General features: G+C 69.1%; 18 protein-coding genes. 9 read left to right on the forward strand and 9 right to left on the reverse strand.

The window, feature by feature from the left end; all coding sequences use genetic code 11:
• The first annotated feature begins 14 nt into the window (after window positions 1-14).
• Together NNI01S_RS13340 and NNI01S_RS13345 are read left to right on the forward strand one after the other, a co-directional pair.
• Window positions 15-734 carry a hypothetical protein gene (locus NNI01S_RS13340; protein ID WP_063020377.1) on the forward strand — a complete coding sequence of 240 codons (720 nt, stop codon included), beginning with the start codon at window positions 15-17 and terminating at the stop codon, window positions 732-734.
• Window positions 735-1010: 276 nt separating this feature from the next.
• Window positions 1011-1619: a GNAT family N-acetyltransferase gene (locus NNI01S_RS13345; RefSeq protein ID WP_063917450.1), complete on the forward strand. Its 609-nt coding sequence runs from the start codon at window positions 1011-1013 to the stop codon at window positions 1617-1619.
• Window positions 1620-1623: 4 nt separating this feature from the next.
• On the opposite strand, the gene NNI01S_RS13350 is transcribed toward NNI01S_RS13345, so the two are convergent.
• Window positions 1624-2442, reverse strand: a complete 819-nt coding sequence (locus tag NNI01S_RS13350) for a class I SAM-dependent methyltransferase (RefSeq protein ID WP_063020378.1) — start codon at window positions 2440-2442, stop codon at window positions 1624-1626.
• Between the two features lie 343 nt (window positions 2443-2785).
• Between NNI01S_RS13350 and NNI01S_RS13355 the strand changes: the two genes are divergently transcribed.
• Entirely contained in the window at window positions 2786-3628 is an 843-nt protein-coding gene (locus NNI01S_RS13355; RefSeq protein ID WP_084488766.1) for a methyltransferase domain-containing protein, read from the forward strand.
• 442 nt (window positions 3629-4070) lie between these two features.
• Here the strand turns inward: NNI01S_RS13355 and NNI01S_RS13360 are convergent, their stop codons facing one another.
• The 3 genes from NNI01S_RS13360 to NNI01S_RS13370 form a co-directional block, all read right to left on the reverse strand.
• Window positions 4071-4304 (reverse strand): hypothetical protein, encoded by a 234-nt coding sequence (locus NNI01S_RS13360; protein WP_063020379.1) that lies wholly within the window; start codon window positions 4302-4304, stop codon window positions 4071-4073.
• Window positions 4305-4405: 101 nt separating this feature from the next.
• Complete coding sequence (locus tag NNI01S_RS13365; protein WP_039796858.1) at window positions 4406-4939, reverse strand: DUF3145 domain-containing protein; 534 nt, start codon at window positions 4937-4939, stop codon at window positions 4406-4408.
• A 95-nt stretch (window positions 4940-5034) separates the two neighbouring features.
• A complete protein-coding gene (locus NNI01S_RS13370; protein ID WP_063020380.1) occupies window positions 5035-5868 on the reverse strand; it encodes a serine hydrolase domain-containing protein in 834 nt (277 codons plus the stop codon).
• A 42-nt stretch (window positions 5869-5910) separates the two neighbouring features.
• Between NNI01S_RS13370 and NNI01S_RS13375 the strand changes: the two genes are divergently transcribed.
• From NNI01S_RS13375 to NNI01S_RS13390, 4 genes are all read left to right on the forward strand, one after another.
• Window positions 5911-7104 carry a serine hydrolase domain-containing protein gene (locus tag NNI01S_RS13375; protein WP_063020381.1) on the forward strand — a complete coding sequence of 398 codons (1194 nt, stop codon included), beginning with the start codon at window positions 5911-5913 and terminating at the stop codon, window positions 7102-7104.
• A gap of 81 nt (window positions 7105-7185) precedes the next feature.
• The gene (locus tag NNI01S_RS13380; protein WP_084488767.1) at window positions 7186-7464 is read left to right on the forward strand and encodes a helix-turn-helix transcriptional regulator; all 279 of its coding nucleotides are present in this window, start codon (window positions 7186-7188) and stop codon (window positions 7462-7464) included.
• Window positions 7461-8000, forward strand: a complete 540-nt coding sequence (locus NNI01S_RS13385; protein ID WP_063020383.1) for a hypothetical protein — start codon at window positions 7461-7463, stop codon at window positions 7998-8000. Before NNI01S_RS13380 ends, NNI01S_RS13385 begins: the two co-directional genes overlap by 4 nt.
• A complete protein-coding gene (locus tag NNI01S_RS13390) occupies window positions 7997-8665 on the forward strand; it encodes a GOLPH3/VPS74 family protein (RefSeq protein WP_063020384.1) in 669 nt (222 codons plus the stop codon). Before NNI01S_RS13385 ends, NNI01S_RS13390 begins: the two co-directional genes overlap by 4 nt.
• Window positions 8666-8820: 155 nt before the next feature.
• Here the strand turns inward: NNI01S_RS13390 and NNI01S_RS13395 are convergent, their stop codons facing one another.
• The 3 genes from NNI01S_RS13395 to NNI01S_RS13405 form a co-directional block, all read right to left on the reverse strand.
• Window positions 8821-9951 carry an NDMA-dependent alcohol dehydrogenase gene (locus tag NNI01S_RS13395; RefSeq protein WP_063020385.1) on the reverse strand — a complete coding sequence of 377 codons (1131 nt, stop codon included), beginning with the start codon at window positions 9949-9951 and terminating at the stop codon, window positions 8821-8823.
• Window positions 9952-10094: 143 nt separating this feature from the next.
• Window positions 10095-10625, reverse strand: a complete 531-nt coding sequence (locus NNI01S_RS13400; RefSeq protein WP_063020386.1) for a DinB family protein — start codon at window positions 10623-10625, stop codon at window positions 10095-10097.
• A gap of 73 nt (window positions 10626-10698) precedes the next feature.
• A complete protein-coding gene (locus NNI01S_RS13405) occupies window positions 10699-11754 on the reverse strand; it encodes a phosphotransferase family protein (protein WP_063020387.1) in 1056 nt (351 codons plus the stop codon).
• Between the two features lie 89 nt (window positions 11755-11843).
• Here NNI01S_RS13405 and pabB point away from each other — a divergent pair, with 89 nt between their 5' ends.
• Window positions 11844-14078, forward strand: coding sequence for an aminodeoxychorismate synthase component I (pabB, locus tag NNI01S_RS13410; protein WP_063020388.1), 2235 nt, complete (start codon window positions 11844-11846; stop codon window positions 14076-14078).
• 18 nt (window positions 14079-14096) lie between these two features.
• Here pabB and NNI01S_RS13415 read toward each other — a convergent pair whose 3' ends face one another.
• Window positions 14097-14594 (reverse strand): hypothetical protein, encoded by a 498-nt coding sequence (locus NNI01S_RS13415; RefSeq protein WP_084488769.1) that lies wholly within the window; start codon window positions 14592-14594, stop codon window positions 14097-14099.
• Between the two features lie 85 nt (window positions 14595-14679).
• Between NNI01S_RS13415 and NNI01S_RS13420 the strand changes: the two genes are divergently transcribed.
• On the forward strand, window positions 14680-16695 hold the full coding sequence (locus NNI01S_RS13420; protein WP_084488770.1) for a TerD family protein: 2016 nt from the start codon (window positions 14680-14682) through the stop codon (window positions 16693-16695).
• A gap of 7 nt (window positions 16696-16702) precedes the next feature.
• On the opposite strand, the gene NNI01S_RS13425 is transcribed toward NNI01S_RS13420, so the two are convergent.
• A complete protein-coding gene (locus NNI01S_RS13425; RefSeq protein ID WP_063020390.1) occupies window positions 16703-17428 on the reverse strand; it encodes a TetR/AcrR family transcriptional regulator in 726 nt (241 codons plus the stop codon).
• Window positions 17429-17433: the final 5 nt, after the last annotated feature.

Genomic DNA, 17433 nt, shown 5'->3' on the forward strand with positions numbered 1-17433 from the left:
CCGAGGAGGCGGTGATGGCCGACAACCCACGCTCGATCGCCGAAAACGATATAGCGCTCCCGTCGGGTGACGAGGAGCGATTCTCCGGCTATGGCGTGATGGGAATGCCATTCCTCAGTGGCCACTACTTGACACTCCGGCACTTCCCGGCGAGTTCGGTCGGTGCGGGGTACGACGCGGTGTGGCATCGGGATCCCGCGGGCGAATGGGTGATCTACAGCAGTGTCGACCCGGCGGCCAGCTGTGCCCGCTATTTCGGTGCAGCACTGCGGGACGCGCGAGTCGAGAACATCTCGGTCGAGTGGACCGGTCCCGCCGCGTTCACCGTGCGGGTGGGCGACCGAATCGTGTGGGAGCTCGAACTGGGCCGTTCGGCGGCGACGGCGGCGATAACCGGCCTCGGCCGCATGATGCCGGCAGCTTTATGGCGAAGCCCTGCCCTCTTGTCGCTGATGTCGCGCGTCGCGGGCCCGTCGCTGGGCGTCGGGCGGGTGCGGCTGAGCGGCACCGCCCCGAACGGCCAATGGTTCCGGGCCAACCCTCGGATGCTGTGGACCATCGAGAACAGTAGGGCCCGGATCGATGGAGTCGATATCGGTCCACCGGGCCCGCTGGACGAGCAGACCAAGCTGGGTGATTTCTGGCTGCCGCAACGCGGGATGTTCGCCGTCGGCGAGACCTATTTCGAGCAGTACGACCCGGCGCGTCATCACGCGGCCCACTCCGGCTCGTAACGACGCGTTCGTTTCGCTGCCACCCGGCCCCGATCGACGCAGCCCCGGCCAGGCCCATGCGGCTGTCGCCGGTCTCCGCCGAGTCGCGCATTCCCCCGGGTTGGTGTCGCCTCGCGCCGAAGTTGCGCGAGGAGTCCAGGAAGGCGTGGAGTTCAGGGCGTCGATCCCGGAATCCGATCAACCTTCGGACAGCACAATCCGACGCACCACCGGGCCGTACCCGGCTCGAACCGCAGCCGGTACTGTCCGGACAGCCTGCTCGGTATCGTCGCGATCATGCCCGTGTTGATCACTCCGACGACACGTCTGCGTACGGCCTGGCTCGAGGCGCACGACGAGTGGGGTCCAGGCCCGCACGAGGACGGCTTCGGACTGCGGCCGTACGACGAGGTGAATTCGCCGACCGGTTTCGCGGCCTGGGTGGCCCGGCTGGCCGACGAATCGACGCAGGCGTGGGCCGAGACGGGCCGCGCGCGGTGCACCTACCGATGGATCGTCGAGGACGACCGAGTGCTCGGGGGGATCGCTTTGCGGCACGGGTTCGACGACTTCGTGCGGTGGGCCGGCCATATCGGCTACGGCATCCGGCCGTCCGCGCGGCGACGCGGGCTCGCCACATGGGCGCTCGGCCGGATGCTCACAGAGGCGGGGAAGCTCGGCATGGACCGGGTGCTGATCGTCTGCGCGGCCGACAACATCGCCTCGGCGAAGACGATCGAGCGCCAGGGCGGCATCCTCGAGAGCATCGTGGATACCCAGCTCGGTCCGGCACGGCGTTACCGGGTGCCCACCGGCGACCAAGACCAGCGGCCCGGCCGCTGCGGCAGACAAGAAACGACGGCCACCCCACCGCGACGAATGGCGGACGGGTCGCACCCGTTATGACCTATCAGCCCGACCGGCGGCCGGTAACCAACAGGTACTCCCAGCCCATCCGCCCATTGCCGAGGTCGTGGCGAGAAGCGAGTTCCGCGAGTTCCCGGTCCAGCTGCGCGATCTTCTCGGGTTCCTGGGCGATCGCCTTGTACACCGCCACCGTCGGTCCGTAGTAGGTCTTGAAGAAATCGCGGAATTCGGCCGCATCGGCGAAGCGGTCGATCGCGGCGTTCTCACGCCGCAACTCCAGGTCGGTGACGCGATCACCCAACAGCGACCGCACATGCGACTCGTCCCCCCACAGGGGCGGCGGCTGGGCGCCGGGCGCGGGCGGAGGGGCGAACGGTTTCATCGTGGCGAACATCTGCCCGATGAAACCGGTGGGCGTCCAGTTGATCAGCCCGATCGTGCCGCCCGGCTTGGCCACACGCACCAGCTCGTCCGCCGCCGCCTGGTGAAACGGCGCGAACATGATGCCGACGCAGGAGATGACGGCGTCGAACTCGGCATCGGAGTAGGGCAATGCCTCGGCGTCGGCCTCCTGCCACCGAACCTCGACGCCCCGGGCGGCGGCGAGACGCCGACCCGCCTCGAACAATTCCGGCGTGAGGTCGCTGGCCACCACGTCGGCGCCGGCCTCGGCAGCTGGGATGGCCGCGTTCCCGGATCCGGCCGCGATGTCGAGCACGCGCTGACCGGGACCGATGCGACTGGCCTCGACCAGACGCCTGCCCAGCCCGGGGATGACTTCGGTGGCGATGGACGAGTAGTCGCCCAAGGCCCACATCGCGCGATGCCGCCGCTTCAGATCCGCGGAGCCGGGTTCGGCCATCTGACGCTCCCTCTGTAGTCGGGCCGGTGGACACTGCCGAAGTGAAACACTTCCGCGTCCGACCAATCGTCGAAACCGCAAGCCGACCACGAGTTACCCGGCGAAGTTCACAACAAACGGCTCACCTCCGGCGGCAGGTGGTCGTCTCCCGCAGGACGCGCATCGGCCGGCACGCTTTTGGGGCCGTCCGATCACCAGGCATGCACCTGAACGATCTGACGACTTCCTCGCCATTCGGCTGACCTCCATCCGGCTCGATGGTGGTTGTGCGGCTGTCCGGCGGCCCAAGTCCGCCCCGCGGAGGCACTGTCGTCGGCAGTGGCGCGCGAGCTACTGTCGGGATATGCCGAGCGAGCCCGCGCCGCCCATCCCGTCCTTCCACGTGAACGCTATTCCTGACCCTTCGCGCACCACCGCCGACGACCCGATGGCCGCGCTGGTCGGCATCCTCGATCTCCAAGCGGCGCTGCCGGGGATTCGGCGCATGCGGGCATGGGGACACGAGGTCTTGGCCGTCCAGCCGGGCGAGAGGACACTGGATATCGGCGCAGGCACGGGCACCGAGGTGCTCGAACTGGCCGACCGGGTCGGCCCCGACGGCGACGCGGTCGGCGTCGACCCGAATCCGGCGATGCTCGCGATCGCTCGCGGGCGCGCCGAGACCGCGGACTCCAGGGCCCGGTTCGTCGAAGGCACCGCCTACCACCTGCCGTTCCCTGACGATTACTTCCACGCGGTGCGCTGCGAACGGGTCTACCAGCACCTCGACGACCCGGCAGCGGCCACCGCCGAGATCACCCGCGTCCTGCGACCGGGCGGTCGCGTGCTGCTCATCGACAGCGATTGGCACACCGTGATCGCTCACCCGGGCGACCCCGAGGTCGTCGCCCGCCTCTCGAAGGCAATGCTGACGACCACACCCAACCCCGCGTCCGGCCGCCGCCTGCGCGGCCTGCTCACCGCCGCCGGTTTCGCCATCGACGACATGGGGTCGGAGGCGGTGATCTGGAACCCGGAAACCGCCCGCCCACTGTTCATGCAGATGATCGCCTCCGCCGCCACCGGCGGAGCGATCACCGAGCAGGAGGGGCGCGCCCTGCTCGCCACCATGGAGGCGGGTATCGCCAAGGGCGACTACCACCTCTCGGTGACGATGTTCGCGGTGCTCGGCCACCGAACATCCTGAGCTGCCCGGCTCTCACCGCTGCCGCCCCGCATCCGGCCGAATCCCGCGGCTACCGGATCGTGGACACCGACTACGGCGACTATCACCACACGGTTGACGGCGAGAGGCTGTGGCGCGAGGACCGCTGCTGAGCGCCCCAGTCGAGGTACTCATCGAGCGGCTGCGCAGCAGAACGGAAAACCAGTACGGAAAGAATCCGGCCGAGCTCGCCGAGACACTCGAATACATCGAGACAGTGGAGCCCCTGCTGAGAACGGCCGCGACACCATGGTTGTCACGACCGCGCCGGTCTCGAAGGTCGCCGACATCGTCCTCGGGCACGTGCTGTGACCCGCTTGCGCGCCGCAGCCGATCTGCTGGGATTCCCTGAGCCACAACCGAGTTCCCGGCGCGTCGCACCGATTTTCGCAGGAACGAGCCCACAGGAGAGAGCGTTTGCGTCTCAGAACAGATGACACTGGTCGGGCGGCAGGACACGGACCACGCACAGGCCGACGATGCCGAAGAACAGGACGCTGGCGATCCCGCCTCGGACCGCGTCGACGACGCCTGGGGGCACTTCTATCACCGCGACCGGTTCGGCGGTGATCTCGGCGGTTGCCGTCGCGGGGGCGGCGGTCGCGGCGGTCAGGGCGATCGTTGCGGCGGCGATGATGCGCATGCCGGCATGCTTCATGGTCGACTCCTCGTTCTCGGCCCCGACCGTGTGACAACCCTACGTCCGTCGGCGAATCCCGGACAGCCGCCGATTCCGGTGGCTGTCGGAGCCGCGACCCCCTACCCCACGTCGCGGCGCAGCCAGGTGACCTCAGCCCCGGATTCCGTTCCGTAGCGGTAGATTTCGAGGTCCTCGTCCCAGGCGGTGCCCAGGGCGCGGTCGATTTCGGCGGCCAGGTCGTAGGCGGAGTACTTGCCGAGTTCGCGGGTCGCTTGGAGCATGGCGCGCAGGCGCATCTCGCCGATCATGACGTCGCCGTTGGCGCTCGTGGAACCGTGCCACAGACCCAGACCGGGGACGAAGCTGTAGCGTTCGCCGTCCACGCCGTCGCTGGGGTCCTCGGTCACCTCGAAGCGCAGAACCGGCCAGGAGCGCAACGATTGGGCGATCTTCGAGGCGGTGCCGACCGGACCGATCCACTCACTGGTGGCGCGCAGTTGACCGTCGGCCGGTTGGGCGGTCCAGCGCAGTTTCGCCGGGGCTCCCAGGGCCGAGGTGAGTGCCCACTCGACATGCGGGCACAGCGCGGCAGGCGACGAGTGGATGTAGACCACACCCGCCGTCGCGTCCGCGAACTGACTCGATGCGCGCACCACCAACACCTCCAGCTTCGACGAGGACCGTCTTCCCCAACGATTCGTCGAACTGGCGTTGCCTGAGTGTACTGGAGTGCCCGAAGTTACACGTGTTACTTCGTAACCGTGTTGCGCGCGGCTGTCGCCTCCGCGATCACGGCATCGCTCAGCGGTGGCCAGGCCGCCCGCGCCCAGTCGCCGAAATTCTCGTCGCTCAAGGCGAGACACGCCAAACCCGTTCTCGGGTCAACCCATAAAAATGTCCCGGATTGGCCGAAATGTCCATAGGTTTGTGGCGAATTCGTGCCACCGGTCCAGTGCGGGGTCTTGCCGTCGCGGATCTCGAAGCCCAGCCCCCAGTCGTTGGGGCGCTGCGAACCGAAGCCGGGCAGCACGCCGTTCAGGCCCGGGAACTGGACCGAGGTGGCCGCGGCGTGCGTCTGCGCCGAGATCAGCTCGGGGTTCAGCAATTCGGCGGCGAAGCGGGCCAGATCCGCGGCTGTGGACCGCGCCGCGTGCCCCGCCGGACCGGCCAGCACCGAGGCGGTCATGCCCAGCGGCTCGAACACGGCGTCGCGCAGGTACTCGTCGAACGCTATCCCGGTCTGCGCGGTGAGGAAGTCGGCGAGCACTTCGAAACCCGCGCTGGAGTAGATCCGACGGGCCCCTGGCGACGCCTGGACCTCGGTGGTGTCGAACGCGAGCCCGGACGCGTGCGCCAGCAGATGACGCACCGTGGCGCCGGGCGGGCCCGCGGGCTGATCGAGTTCGATCGCGCCTTCCTCCACGGCGACGAGCACGGCGTACGCGACCAGAGGCTTGGTCACCGACGCGAGCGGGAACACCCGCTCCACATCGCCTTCGCTCGCGACGTCGCCGTCGGCGGTGACCACCGCGGCCGCTGCGTGCCGGACGGGCCATTCCCGAATCTGCTCGAGTGAACGCACCCCCCGAGCCTACGAGAAGCGGGTAGCTACGATCGACTCGCCATGAGTGAAAAGCCCACTGTTCACGGCGACGTAGCATCCGGTTTCGGACCGGTCGCCGACGCCTTCCGCCGCAACTTCCAGCAGCACGGTGAAATCGGCGCCGCGGTCGCGGTCTATGCCGGGGAACGCCCCGTGGTGGACCTGTGGGCCGGCTTCCGCGACCGCAAACGCACGCTGCCGTGGGAGCGGGACACCATCGTTCCCGTGTTCTCCTCGACCAAGGGCATGGCGGCTTTCACGGTGGCCGCGGCGGTAGCCAAGGGTCTGCTCGATTACGAGCAGCCGGTGGCGAAGTACTGGCCGGAGTTCGCCGCCCACGGCAAGGACACGATCACCGTGCGCCAGCTGATCGACCACCAGGCCGGGCTGTCCGGCCTCAGTGAGATCGTGCGCCTGCCCCAGATCGCCGACTTGGACGGCCTCGCACCCGTTCTCGCCGCCCAGAAACCGGCCTGGCGGCCCGGCACCAGGCACGGCTATCACGCGATCACGCTCGGCCTGTACCAGGGCGAGCTGCTGCGCCGGGTCGATCCGAACCGACGGACGCTCGGCCGGATCTTCGCCGAGGACATCGCCGCACCGCTCGGCGTGGACTTCTTCATCGGCCTGCCCGCGGAGCAGAGCATGGACCGCATCGCGACATTGTCGGCCACCCAGGGGCTGGATGTGCTGCGCTACGAACGCGATGTGCCGCTGCGGATCGGTGCGGAGATCTACGCCAAACGCGGGCTGTCCTACGCGGCGCTGACCAACCCGCGCTGCGGGGCTCCGGCACGGGCGACCCGGCGCGAGTTCCTCGAAGTGGAGCTGCCGGGGTCCAACGGGGTGGGCAACGCCCGCGCGCTGGCCAAGGTCTACGGCGCGGCCGCCGGTCGCACCGGCGCGCTCCCGATCGACGACGTACTGCTGGACCGGCTCGCCGCGGCCGAGACCGCCGACGATGTCCCCGCCGACGACCTGGTGCTGCACACCAAGAGTCGCTATCACCTCGGCTTCCGGAAGTCGCGCGGCACCTTCCGCTTCGGCTCCGACAAACGCGCCTACGGCACCACCGGACTCGGCGGTTCGTTCGGATTCGCCGACCCGGCAACAGGTCTGGGCTTCGGCTACACGATGAACCGGCTGGGCCTGGCCGTCCTCGACGACGTCCGCAGTCGCAACCTGCGTTCCGCCCTGCTGCGCTGCCGGATCTGAGTACCGGGCTTCGCGCCCGCGTAGCTCGGCGGCCGCAGGCCACTGTTGACGCCGCGTTGGGTTTATGCAACGGTTTGTTGTATGAGTCCCGTGAGACGTGGGAAAAATCTTCCCATCTACAACCGTATCGGGGTGTTACGTGCCGAGCGGAAAATGAGCCGGGCCCAGCTCGCCGAGGTGATCGAGGTGAATCCGCAGACCGTGGGTGCGCTGGAACGGGGCGATCACTATCCGAGTCTCGATCTGGCGCTGCGGATCTGCGATGTGTTCGGGCTGCCGGTCGAGGCCGTGTTCTCGCGGGATGAATTCGCGCCGCTGTCCACGGCGGTCTACCGAAACGACGGAGGGGATGTTCGATGACGCGCCCGAATCTGCTGGAGCGCTACCAGGCTCGCCGGACCCGCCGGTTCGAGTTGTTCGCCGAGCGCTGGGCCCCCCTGTTGCCGCGATGGCGGACGCGTCGCCGCCGCCGGCTGCTGGTTGTGGCCCTCGCGACGATATTCCTGGCTCTGGCGGTCGTCGCGGCGCTGATCGCGTGCGGCCTGGAGCGGGGACCCCTGCTGTGGGCGCCGGTCTGCCTGGTGTTCTTCCCGCTGTGGATTTCGCTCCAGATCGTCTCGGGACGCCAAGCCGACGCGCCCGTCGGCGCTCTGGACGAATGGGAGCTCGAGCAGCGTAACGCGGCTCGCTCGGTGGGGCTCACCCTCACCCAGACGCTGGCGATGATTCCAGCGATCTGGCTGGTCGTCGTAGGCGGATTCACCGACCTCGGCAATATCCGAGCGGCCTACGCGGGCGGGCTGATGCTGCTGACCGCGCTGCTCGTCGGCGGCTGCGCCCCGACGATGATCCTGGCCTGGATCCGACCCGACACGGAACCGGAGGACGAGAGATGAACCTGCTCACCGAAGACCTGATGCTGCTGCTTCTCGACGAACGCACTGGGCGCTCGTCGACCGACAGCACACGTACCCCGAGGGTTCTCGCCGGAGCAGTGCTGCTGGACCTGATCGACGCCGGGGCGATCCGGCTGACCGGGCCGGGCGACGCGGCGAAACCGGGCCGGATCGTGGTGAGCGCGAACAGGAGTGCCGATCCGATACTGGGCGACGCGCTCGCCAGGATCGAGGCGGCAGGTCCGATGAAAGCCAGGGCCGCGATCGAGAAACTGTCGAAGGGGCTGCAACCAAAGGTGTTGCACCGGCTGGCGGACGAGGGTCTGGTGCGCGTCGAACACCACCGGGTCTTGGGCGTCTTTCCCCGGACCGCCTGGGTGCCGCGCGGATACCGCGCGGAACTCCGCGACCGGCTGACACCGCCGTTCGCACACCCCGACCTCCCCGTCGAGCCGCGCGCCGCCGCCTTGATCTCACTGCTGTCGGCGGCTGACGCGGCACCGAAGGTCTTCCCCGACCGTGACCGCCGAGTGGTGAGGCGGCGCGCCAAGGAGATCGCCGCCGGCGACTGGGCGGCGAAGGCGGCCAGGGAAGCGGTGCAGGCGGTGGACGCTGCGCTCACCGCCGCCGTCGTGCTGAGCGCCGCGGCAACGGGCTCCGCGTAGGTCGCAAAGCAAGGGAATGCCGGTTCCCGCTCGACAGCCATCCGTACGACTCGATCGCACGGATCGCCACCGAACTCCCGAGCGGGATCAGAGCCGAACCTTGCGCCGTGACGGCGGACACCGCATACCGGCGGCCCTCGCCCACGGGGCCGGAATCACCAGTCGGCGTCGGTGTACTTGATGATCCCGCGGATGTTCTTGCCGTCCAGCATGTCCTGGTAGCCCTGGTTGATCTCTTCCAAGGAGTAGCTGCGGGTGACCATGTCGTCCAGGTTGAGCTGGCCCGCCTTGTACAGCGACAGCAGGCGCGGCGCGTCCTGGCGGGCGTTGCCGCCGCCGAAGATGCAGCCCTTCACCGTCTTCTGCAGCATCGACAGCAGGAAGCTGTTCAGCTTGACGTCGTTCTCGTCCATCCGGCCCATCGAGGTGACCACCAGGGTGCCCGCCTTCGAGGTGAGGATCAGGCCCTCCTCGATGTACTCGCCGTGCATCTCACCCATGGTGAGGATGACCTTCTCGGCCATCCGGCCCTCGGTGACCTCCATCAGCGGCATGATCGCGGCGGCCATGCTCTCGTAGGTGTGCGTCGCCCCGAACTTCTGCGCCTGCTCACGCTTCCACGGGTTCGGATCGATGGCCACCACCTTCGACGCGCCCGACAGCACCGCGCCCTGCAAGGCGCTCATGCCGACGCCGCCGATGCCCGCGATCACCACCGTCTCGCCCGGGGACACCTGGGCCACGTGGGTGGAGGAACCGAAACCCGTGGGGACGCCGCAGCCGACCAGGCAGGCCACCTCGAACGGAATGCTCGGATCGATCTTCACCACGGAGGTGTGGTGCACCGTCATGTACGGCGCGAAGGTGCCCAGCAGGCACATCGGGATGACGTTCTCGCCGCGAGCCTGGATGCGGTAGGTGCCGTCGCTGATCGCCTGCCCCATCAGCAGGCCCGCGCCCAGGTCGCACAGCGCCATGTGTCCTGCCACGCAGGCCGGACAGCGGCCGCAGGCGGGGATGAACGAGAGGATCACGTGGTCGCCGACCTGCAGGTCGGCCGGGCAGTTCGGACCCAGCTTGGTGATCACGCCCGCGCCCTCGTGCCCGCCCATGACGGGGAAGGACGGCATCGGGGTCGCGCCGGTCACGATGTGGTGATCGGAGTGGCACATACCGGCGGTTTCCATCCGGATCTGCACCTCGCCGGCGACCGGGTCACCGACCTCGATCTCCTCCACCGACCACGGCTGGTCGATCCCCCACAGGATCGCGCCCTTCGTCTTCATTCCTGTCGACCCTCTCGCATGCACGTGCTTATATGTGACTGCACCCACAGTACGAGAAAAATGTAACGCGTTCTAGTACCGCTCTAAAAATTCGTCGATACAGCGTGACATTCGAGCCGAACGCGTTACAGTTCCGTGCGGCGTCAGGCGCGGACGTCGTGCACGTGGTGCACCAAGTCGTGCAGGATGTATCGAGCGAACGACTCCACCGTGAACTCCGCCCCGTCACTGCGCGCACCGCGCAGACCACGCCGCTCGGGCGGCACCGATTCGAAAGACCGCGCCGCCCGCTCGGCCGCCTCCGCCAGCTCCGCGGCGACCCGGGCCGGATCCTGCTCGTTGTAGCGGTCGGCGACCGCGGTCGCGTCCTGATCCCAGTTCGGGAAGCGTGGCGGCTCGCCGTCGGAGGCACCGGCCAGTATCAGGCCGAGGCGCGTGTCGGACATGCGGCACACGTCGCGCACGTGCGCGACGTATTCCAGGGCGGACCAGGTCGATTCGTCCGGCCGTACGCGCACCTCCGCGCGGTCGAGCACCGTGGCGAAGCGGACGGCCGCCTCCCGGATCAGCGCGGGCACGGCTTCGTAGGCGGTCGCGGCGGCGTCGAAACCGCATTCGGGACAGGGTCGGCTCAGCACCCAGGTCCAGTCCTTGACATCGGGAACGATCGGCATGCGCTCAACCTAGGCGCGGCCGGACCGCGCCTTCCACCGATATCCGGTCAACTATCGGGCACATCCCGACAGTTCACTCCATCAGCCGCCGCGCCCGCTCGAAGAGTTCCAGCGTGATCGCGTGCAGGAAGTCGCCGACCTGCTTGGGGGCTTTGCCCGCGAACGCCCGGGCGTGCGTGCCCTCCAGGACGATGCCGAGTTTGAAGCAGGCCAGCACGGTGTACCAGGACATCGCGCTCAGGTCGCGATCGGAGAACCGGCCGTAGTGCGCGATCATCTCCTCGGCCGTCGGCAACCCGCCGACCGCACCGAGCTTGCCGACCAGCGCCGCTCCGGTGGTACCGGGTTCGGGGCGGGTGGCGATCTGCCAGCCCAGATCCAGCAGCGGGTCGCCGATGGTGGACATCTCCCAGTCGACCATCGCGGCGACCTGCGGGCCGTCGAAGGAGAACATCATGTTCGCCAGATGGCAGTCGCCGTGCAGGATGCCCGGCGTCCATTGAGCTGGGCGGTTGCGGTCCAGCCACTCACCGACCTCCGCCACTCCGGGGATCTCCGGGCCGGGGTAGCCCTGGTTGGACGAGTACGACTCCAGCTCGCCCAGCCAGCGCGGCACCTGACGCTCCAGGAAGCCCTCCGGCTTGCCGTAGTCGGCCAAGCCGAGCGCCTGATAGTCCAATGCGCCGAGCCGTGCGATGGCTTCGACCGCGGACAGCCCCATCTGCCTGCGGATCTCCGGATCACCCGCGTGCAGTTCGGGCAGTTCGTTCTGCGGATTGAAACCGTGGATCGGCTCCATCAGGTAGAAGACCGCGCCGAGCACCGACTCGTCGGCGCAGGCGGCGATCACCCGGGGCGCGCGGACCTCGGTGCCGCCCAGCGCGCCGAGCAGTCGCGCCTCCCGCCGGATCACGTCGTTACTCTTGGCGCGCAGGTGCTTCGGGCCGCGGCGCAGCACGTACGTCCGGCCGCCGCGTGTGAAGCGGAGCATGATGTTCTGCGTTCCGCCGCCCAGCGCGGTCACGTCCTCGAACTCACCCCCGGACAGATCCTGCTCATCCATCCACTTTCCGACGACGGCGAAGTCGACGACCGCGGGATCCACATCGACCGGTTGCGCAACAGACATGCACCACATTGTGCACCACCCGACGACCCGAACTGAAGGCAGACGACAACAGTTGGCTCCGACCGGCGCGGCGTAGGGTTTCGAGCACCATGCACACGCTGTTGATCGACAACTACGACTCGTTCACCTACAACCTGTACCAGCTGATCAGCCAGGTGAACGGGGTCGAGCCGACGGTCGTGCGCAACGACGAGGCGCGTACGGTCGCCGAACTCGGCCTGGAACGCTTCGACAGCATCGTCGTCTCGCCCGGGCCGGGGCGGCCGGACGTGCCGCGCGACATGGGCATCTCCGCGGCGGTGATCCGGGAGACCGACCTGCCGTTGCTCGGGGTGTGCCTGGGTCATCAGGGCATCGTGGTCGCGGCGGGCGGCGTGGTCGCCGAAGCCCCCGTGGCAAGGCACGGGTATCTGGACCGGATCGAGCACGACGACCGGGACCTGTTCGCCGGGATCCCGCAGGACTTCACCGCGGTGCGCTACCACTCGCTGTGCGCGCTGCGGCCGCTGCCGGACGACCTGGCGGTCACCGCGCAGTCCCGTGACGGCGTCGTGATGGGCGTGCGGCACCGCACGCGACCGCAGTGGGGCGTGCAATTCCATCCGGAATCGATCGCCAGTGAGTACGGCGCGGCTCTGCTGCGCAACTTCGCGAAATCGGTTGCGGCGTGGCGAAGTGCGCCCGCGTACCCGATACCGAGCCCGTCGGTCGCCCTCGGGCGTGATTCCGCGGCGGAGCCGGTGGCCGAGGGCGCCTCGGTTCCCGCCGCGGCCGCGCCCGCGCCGCTCGCGGCCGAGCAGTTCCCCGCCGCGGCGGTGGAACTCGAGCGTCCCGCCGGTCGCGCGTCCTCCGCCGTGCGCACGGGTCCGGTCCGGCCCGATCCGCTAGTGCCGCGGACTTTCCGGCTCCAGCGAGCCGTCCTGGAGCGGCCGATCGACACCGAGAGCGCGTTCGTGCAGTTGTACGGCAACTCCCCCACGGCGTTCTGGCTGGACAGCGAGCATGTCGAACCCGGGGCCGACCGCTTCTCCTTCCTGGGCGACGCGAGCGGTCCACTGGCCGAGGTGCTGCGCTACCGCGTGGGCGACGGCGAGGTGACCGTGGAGTCGTCCGACGGACATCGGCGTACCGCCCCCGGTGGCATTCTCGATTTCCTGGCCGCCGAGTTGCGCACGCGCCGGCTCGAACTGCCCGATCTCCCCTTCGATTTCGCCGGTGGCTACGTCGGCTATCTCGGCTACGAGGTCAAGGCCGACTGCGGCGGGAACGCGGTCCATCGCGCCCCGACTCCCGACGCCCAATGGATCTTCGCCGACCGGATGGTGGTGGTCGACCATGTCGGCGGGCGCACGCACCTGCTGGCGCTGAGCGACGACGGGGAGACCGCCCGATCCGCCGCCGACTGGCTGCGCGACACCCGCGAAACCCTGGACACCCTGCCGACCTGGACGAACCCACCGCCGCTCGAACTGCCGCCGGACGGCGACGCGGTCGCGCCGCTGCTCACCCGCGGCCGCGAACGCTATCTCGCCGACATCGCGGTCTGCCAGGAGCGCCTGCACGCCGGGGAGTCCTACGAGATCAACCTGACCGACAGCGCCACGATCTCCGCCGCCGCCGACGGCCTGGATTTCTACCGGACGTTGCGCCGGTGCAACCCCGCCCCGTACGCCGCCTACCTGCGCTTCGACGACCTCGACATCGCCTGCTCGTCACCGGAGCGATTCCTGAAGGTCGACCGCCGCCGCATCGTGGAGAGCAAGCCGATCAAGGGGACCGCGGCGCGCGGCGCGACCCCGGAAGACGACGAGCGCCTGCGCCGCGAACTGGCCGACAGCCCGAAGACCAGGGCGGAGAACCTCATGATCGTCGATCTGCTGCGCAACGATCTCGGCCGGGTCTGCGAGATCGGCAGTGTGTACGTCCCGAAGCTGATGGCCACCGAGCAGTACGCGACCGTGCATCAACTGGTGTCGACGGTGCGCGGCAGGCTGCGCCCGGAGGTCGGCGTGGTCGATTGCCTGCGCGCCTGCTTTCCCGGCGGCTCGATGACCGGCGCGCCGAAGCTGCGGACGATGGAGATCATCGACGCGCTGGAAACCGAAGCGCGCGGCGTATATTCGGGCACGATCGGTTTTCTGGGGCTCGGCGGCACCGCGGACCTGAACATCGTGATCCGCACCGCCGTCCGCTACGGCGGACGCTGGCGGATCGGGGCGGGCGGGGCGATCGTGCTCGATTCCGATCCGGCCGACGAGTACCACGAAGTCCTGCTCAAGGCGGCCGCCACGTTGCGCGCTGCCGCCGACCACGCGCATCGCTGAACGCGAGCGCCGTTCCGGTCACTTGCGCCGTCGGGTGGGCTTTCGCGGAGTCGGTTCCTCGGCGGGTGGTTGCGATGCGCTCAAGCCGGTCAGCTTGCCCAGCAACGCGACGCCGGGCACCTTCGCCAAACGCCCGAGCACGTCCTCGCCGAGGGAGATCATCGCCTCCAGCCGGGGCAGCAACCGGTCGTAGGCGGCGAAAGCCGGATCGGCGAGGGCCAGGGTTCGGTCGAGCCGATCGATGGTGGAGTTGAGCCGATCGATCGCGGTCGAGAGGCTCTCGATCAGGCCGGGCAGTTGCGCGGCCAGCTGAGCGGACGCGGGGGGCAGCCGCACCGCCGTATCGAACGCCGACGTCGCGGTCAGCTGAGCGGCTTCCAGCGCCTGGCCCGCGGCCGTCTGCGCCGCCTCTACCGCCGCTTGGGCGGCGGCGAGGACGTCGGCGGGGCCGGGTACGCGCCCGCCGGGCAGTTTGGGGGTCGGCGGCTTACGACCCGGGCGTTTCGGGTTCGTCATGGGGAACACTGTGCCGTACGCCCCGCCGAAGGACCTCCCCTCGCGCGTTCGGCGTGTCGGAGGGCCGTGGCATAGTTCGAGCACCATGAAACTCAGCAAGGGCGCGAACGCAGCGGTACCGACATCCCTTCTAGCCGTGGTCGTTTCATGGCGATCGGAGCACGCTGTGGACGCGCACGCCTTGCTGCTGGACGGCTCCGGCACGGTGCGCTCGGACCGGGACCTGGTGTTCTACAACGCGCCGCGGCACGTCTCGCAGGCGGTCACGCTCGATCAGGAGCCCGCGCCGGGCACCGCGCGGCTGAGCGTCTCGCTGCCGCGCACCGAAGCCGACGTCGACCGCATCGTGGTCTCCGGCTCGGTGGAGGACGGCACTTTTCGCGATATCCACGGGCTCACCGTCGCTGTGCACTCGGTCGACGGGGCGGTCGCGACGTTCGAGATCGAGATCGCGGAGGCGGTGTCGGCGATGATGTTCGGCGAGTTCTACCGCCGCGACGGACACTGGCGGTTCCGCGCGGTCGGCCAGGGCTGGGCGGGCGGACTGGCGGGGTTGATCACCGAGTTCGGCGTCCAGGTCGATGATCCCTCGGCGCCCGCCCGCACCACCCATCCCACCAACCCGTTTCGGATACGCCGTCCGGTCGCCAATTCTTCCACGCACGAACGACTTTCCCCGGCCGAAGCCGAATCCGCCGCCGACCGGTCGGCTCGGCACGACCCGACCCCGGGCCGACGCTTCGTCCACGGATCGTTGCCCTCCGGTCCCCCTCCGCGAGACGGTGGATCTCCCGCCGACATCGAGCGAACGGACATCGCGGAAGACGTGCCGGTTCCACCCGAACCCATGCGCACCGACGACTCGCCCGGACGGCTCGAGGGCAGCGCCGCACGCCCGGGGGTCGACTCCCCTGCCCGGCCACGCACCGAAGTGCTCGACCGTACGGATACGTCGCCCCTGCCGAGACCGCACGCCCACCGCACGGTCGACCTCCACCGGCACAGCCGGGACGCCGCACCGCCGGCTCCGCCGCCGCCGAACCCCGAACTCGCGGATTGGCACCCGGATCCGGCCAATCCGCAGGTCATGCGCTGGTGGGACGGCACCGTATGGACCGAGGACCGGTATCTGCGCCCTCCGTCCGGCGGCCGCCATTGCGCTCGCTGCGGAAACGCGCTGCGCCGAAAGCTTTTCGGTGGGTTCGCGCCCTGCCAGAGGTGTGCGCAGGAGATCGAGGAGTACCTCACCCACTGGCACACGCGCGCGTGGCGGGTGCTCACCGGTCAGGGGCCGCGCGGTCCCGAGTGGGCGGACCTGTGGGCGTCGTTGCGTTATCAGCGCATCGACGCCGCAGCCGGACGCGCGGCGTTGCGCGACGCGGCGCTCAGCTATGTGGAGCGGCTGGTCACCTTCGCCTTCGCCGACGGCGAGGTCAGGGACGGGGAACTGGAGTTGTTCGAGCAGGCGGTTACCGAACTCCGGCTCGGCGGACCGCTGATCGAGGATTTGCGCCGACGTATGCATCGCGGCAACACCCTCCACCGCCTGCGCACGGGCGACCTTCCCGTGGTCCGTACGCCCGGCCTGCACCTGGACCCCGAGGAACAGGTGCACCTGGATCTGCCCGCGACGCACGTGCGTCAACTCGCGCGCGGCCCGAAACTCACCGAGGGCAGGCTGATCGGCAGCAACAAGAAGCTGCGTTTCGTCGGCGCCGACACCGGTATCGAGATGCCGTGGTCACGGGTGGTCGCCGTGCATACCGACCAGGGGACGGTGGTGGTCGCGGCCACCTCCGCGCGCGGCGGCGCGACCTTCGCCGTCGACGATCCGGACTACGTCTCGGCCGCGCTGGAAGGCGCGTTGCGCGTGGCCAAACGCCTCGTCCTCACCCCGGGCCAGCGCGACACCCGCAGTATCCCGCAGGAGGTGAAGGCGCAGGTGTGGCAGCGCGACGGTGGCCGATGCGTCGAATGCGGCGACGGGCACTACCTCGAGTTCGACCACATCATTCCGCTCAGCCGCGGCGGTGCGACCAGCGCGGCGAACCTGCAGATCCTGTGCCGCGCGTGCAACCGGGCCAAGGGCGCCCGGATATAGCCCGGTCTCAGTCGACGAGCAGGCCTGCGGTACGGCCCAGGTCGGCCAGCATCGCGTCGAACAGGATCTCCGGGTTGTCCAGCGGGATCGGATAGTTCCCGAACACCTCGAGCGTGACGTGGCCGTAGAGCCGCGCCCAGATCTGGATCATCAGGTAGGTCACCCCGAGATCCAGCTTCTCGGCGGGGAATTTCTGGCTGGACTCCGACAGGGCGGCCAGCAGTTCGGTCTGGAAGTGCACCAGATCGTCGCGCAACTCCGGCGGGATGACGTCGGTGGGTGGCGTGACGATGTCGTAGTTCGCCAGCAGCCTGCCCGCCGCGGCCAGGAAGACCCGGCCGAAGGGCTCGTCGAAGCGGCGCAGCGCGCGGGCCTGGCCGGCGCCGGGCGAGGCGAACACCAGGGTGAACTCCCTGGTGTGCGTCAGTGCCCAGCGCCGGAAGCCACGGCAGATGGCGAAGAACTGCGCGGCGCCGTCATCGGGCAGCGTGGCGATCTCGGCGGTCAGGTCCTCGGCCAGGTCGGCGCAGAAGTCCAGTCGCAGCCGCTCCAGCAGGTCTTCCAGCGAGTTGTAGTAGCGGTACAGCGCGGGCGCGGTGACGCCGAGTTCCCGCGCGATGGCGCGCAGCGTGACCGCGTCGGGCCCGCGCTGCACCAGCAGTGCGCTGGCCACCCGCCGGATGTCGGTGTCGGTCACCACCGGCGCGCGGCCTCGTGGTCTGGACTGTTGCACCGTTC

The sequence above is a fragment of the Nocardia niwae NBRC 108934 = DSM 45340 genome, from assembly GCF_001613465.1.
GTDB lineage: Bacteria > Actinomycetota > Actinomycetes > Mycobacteriales > Mycobacteriaceae > Nocardia > Nocardia niwae.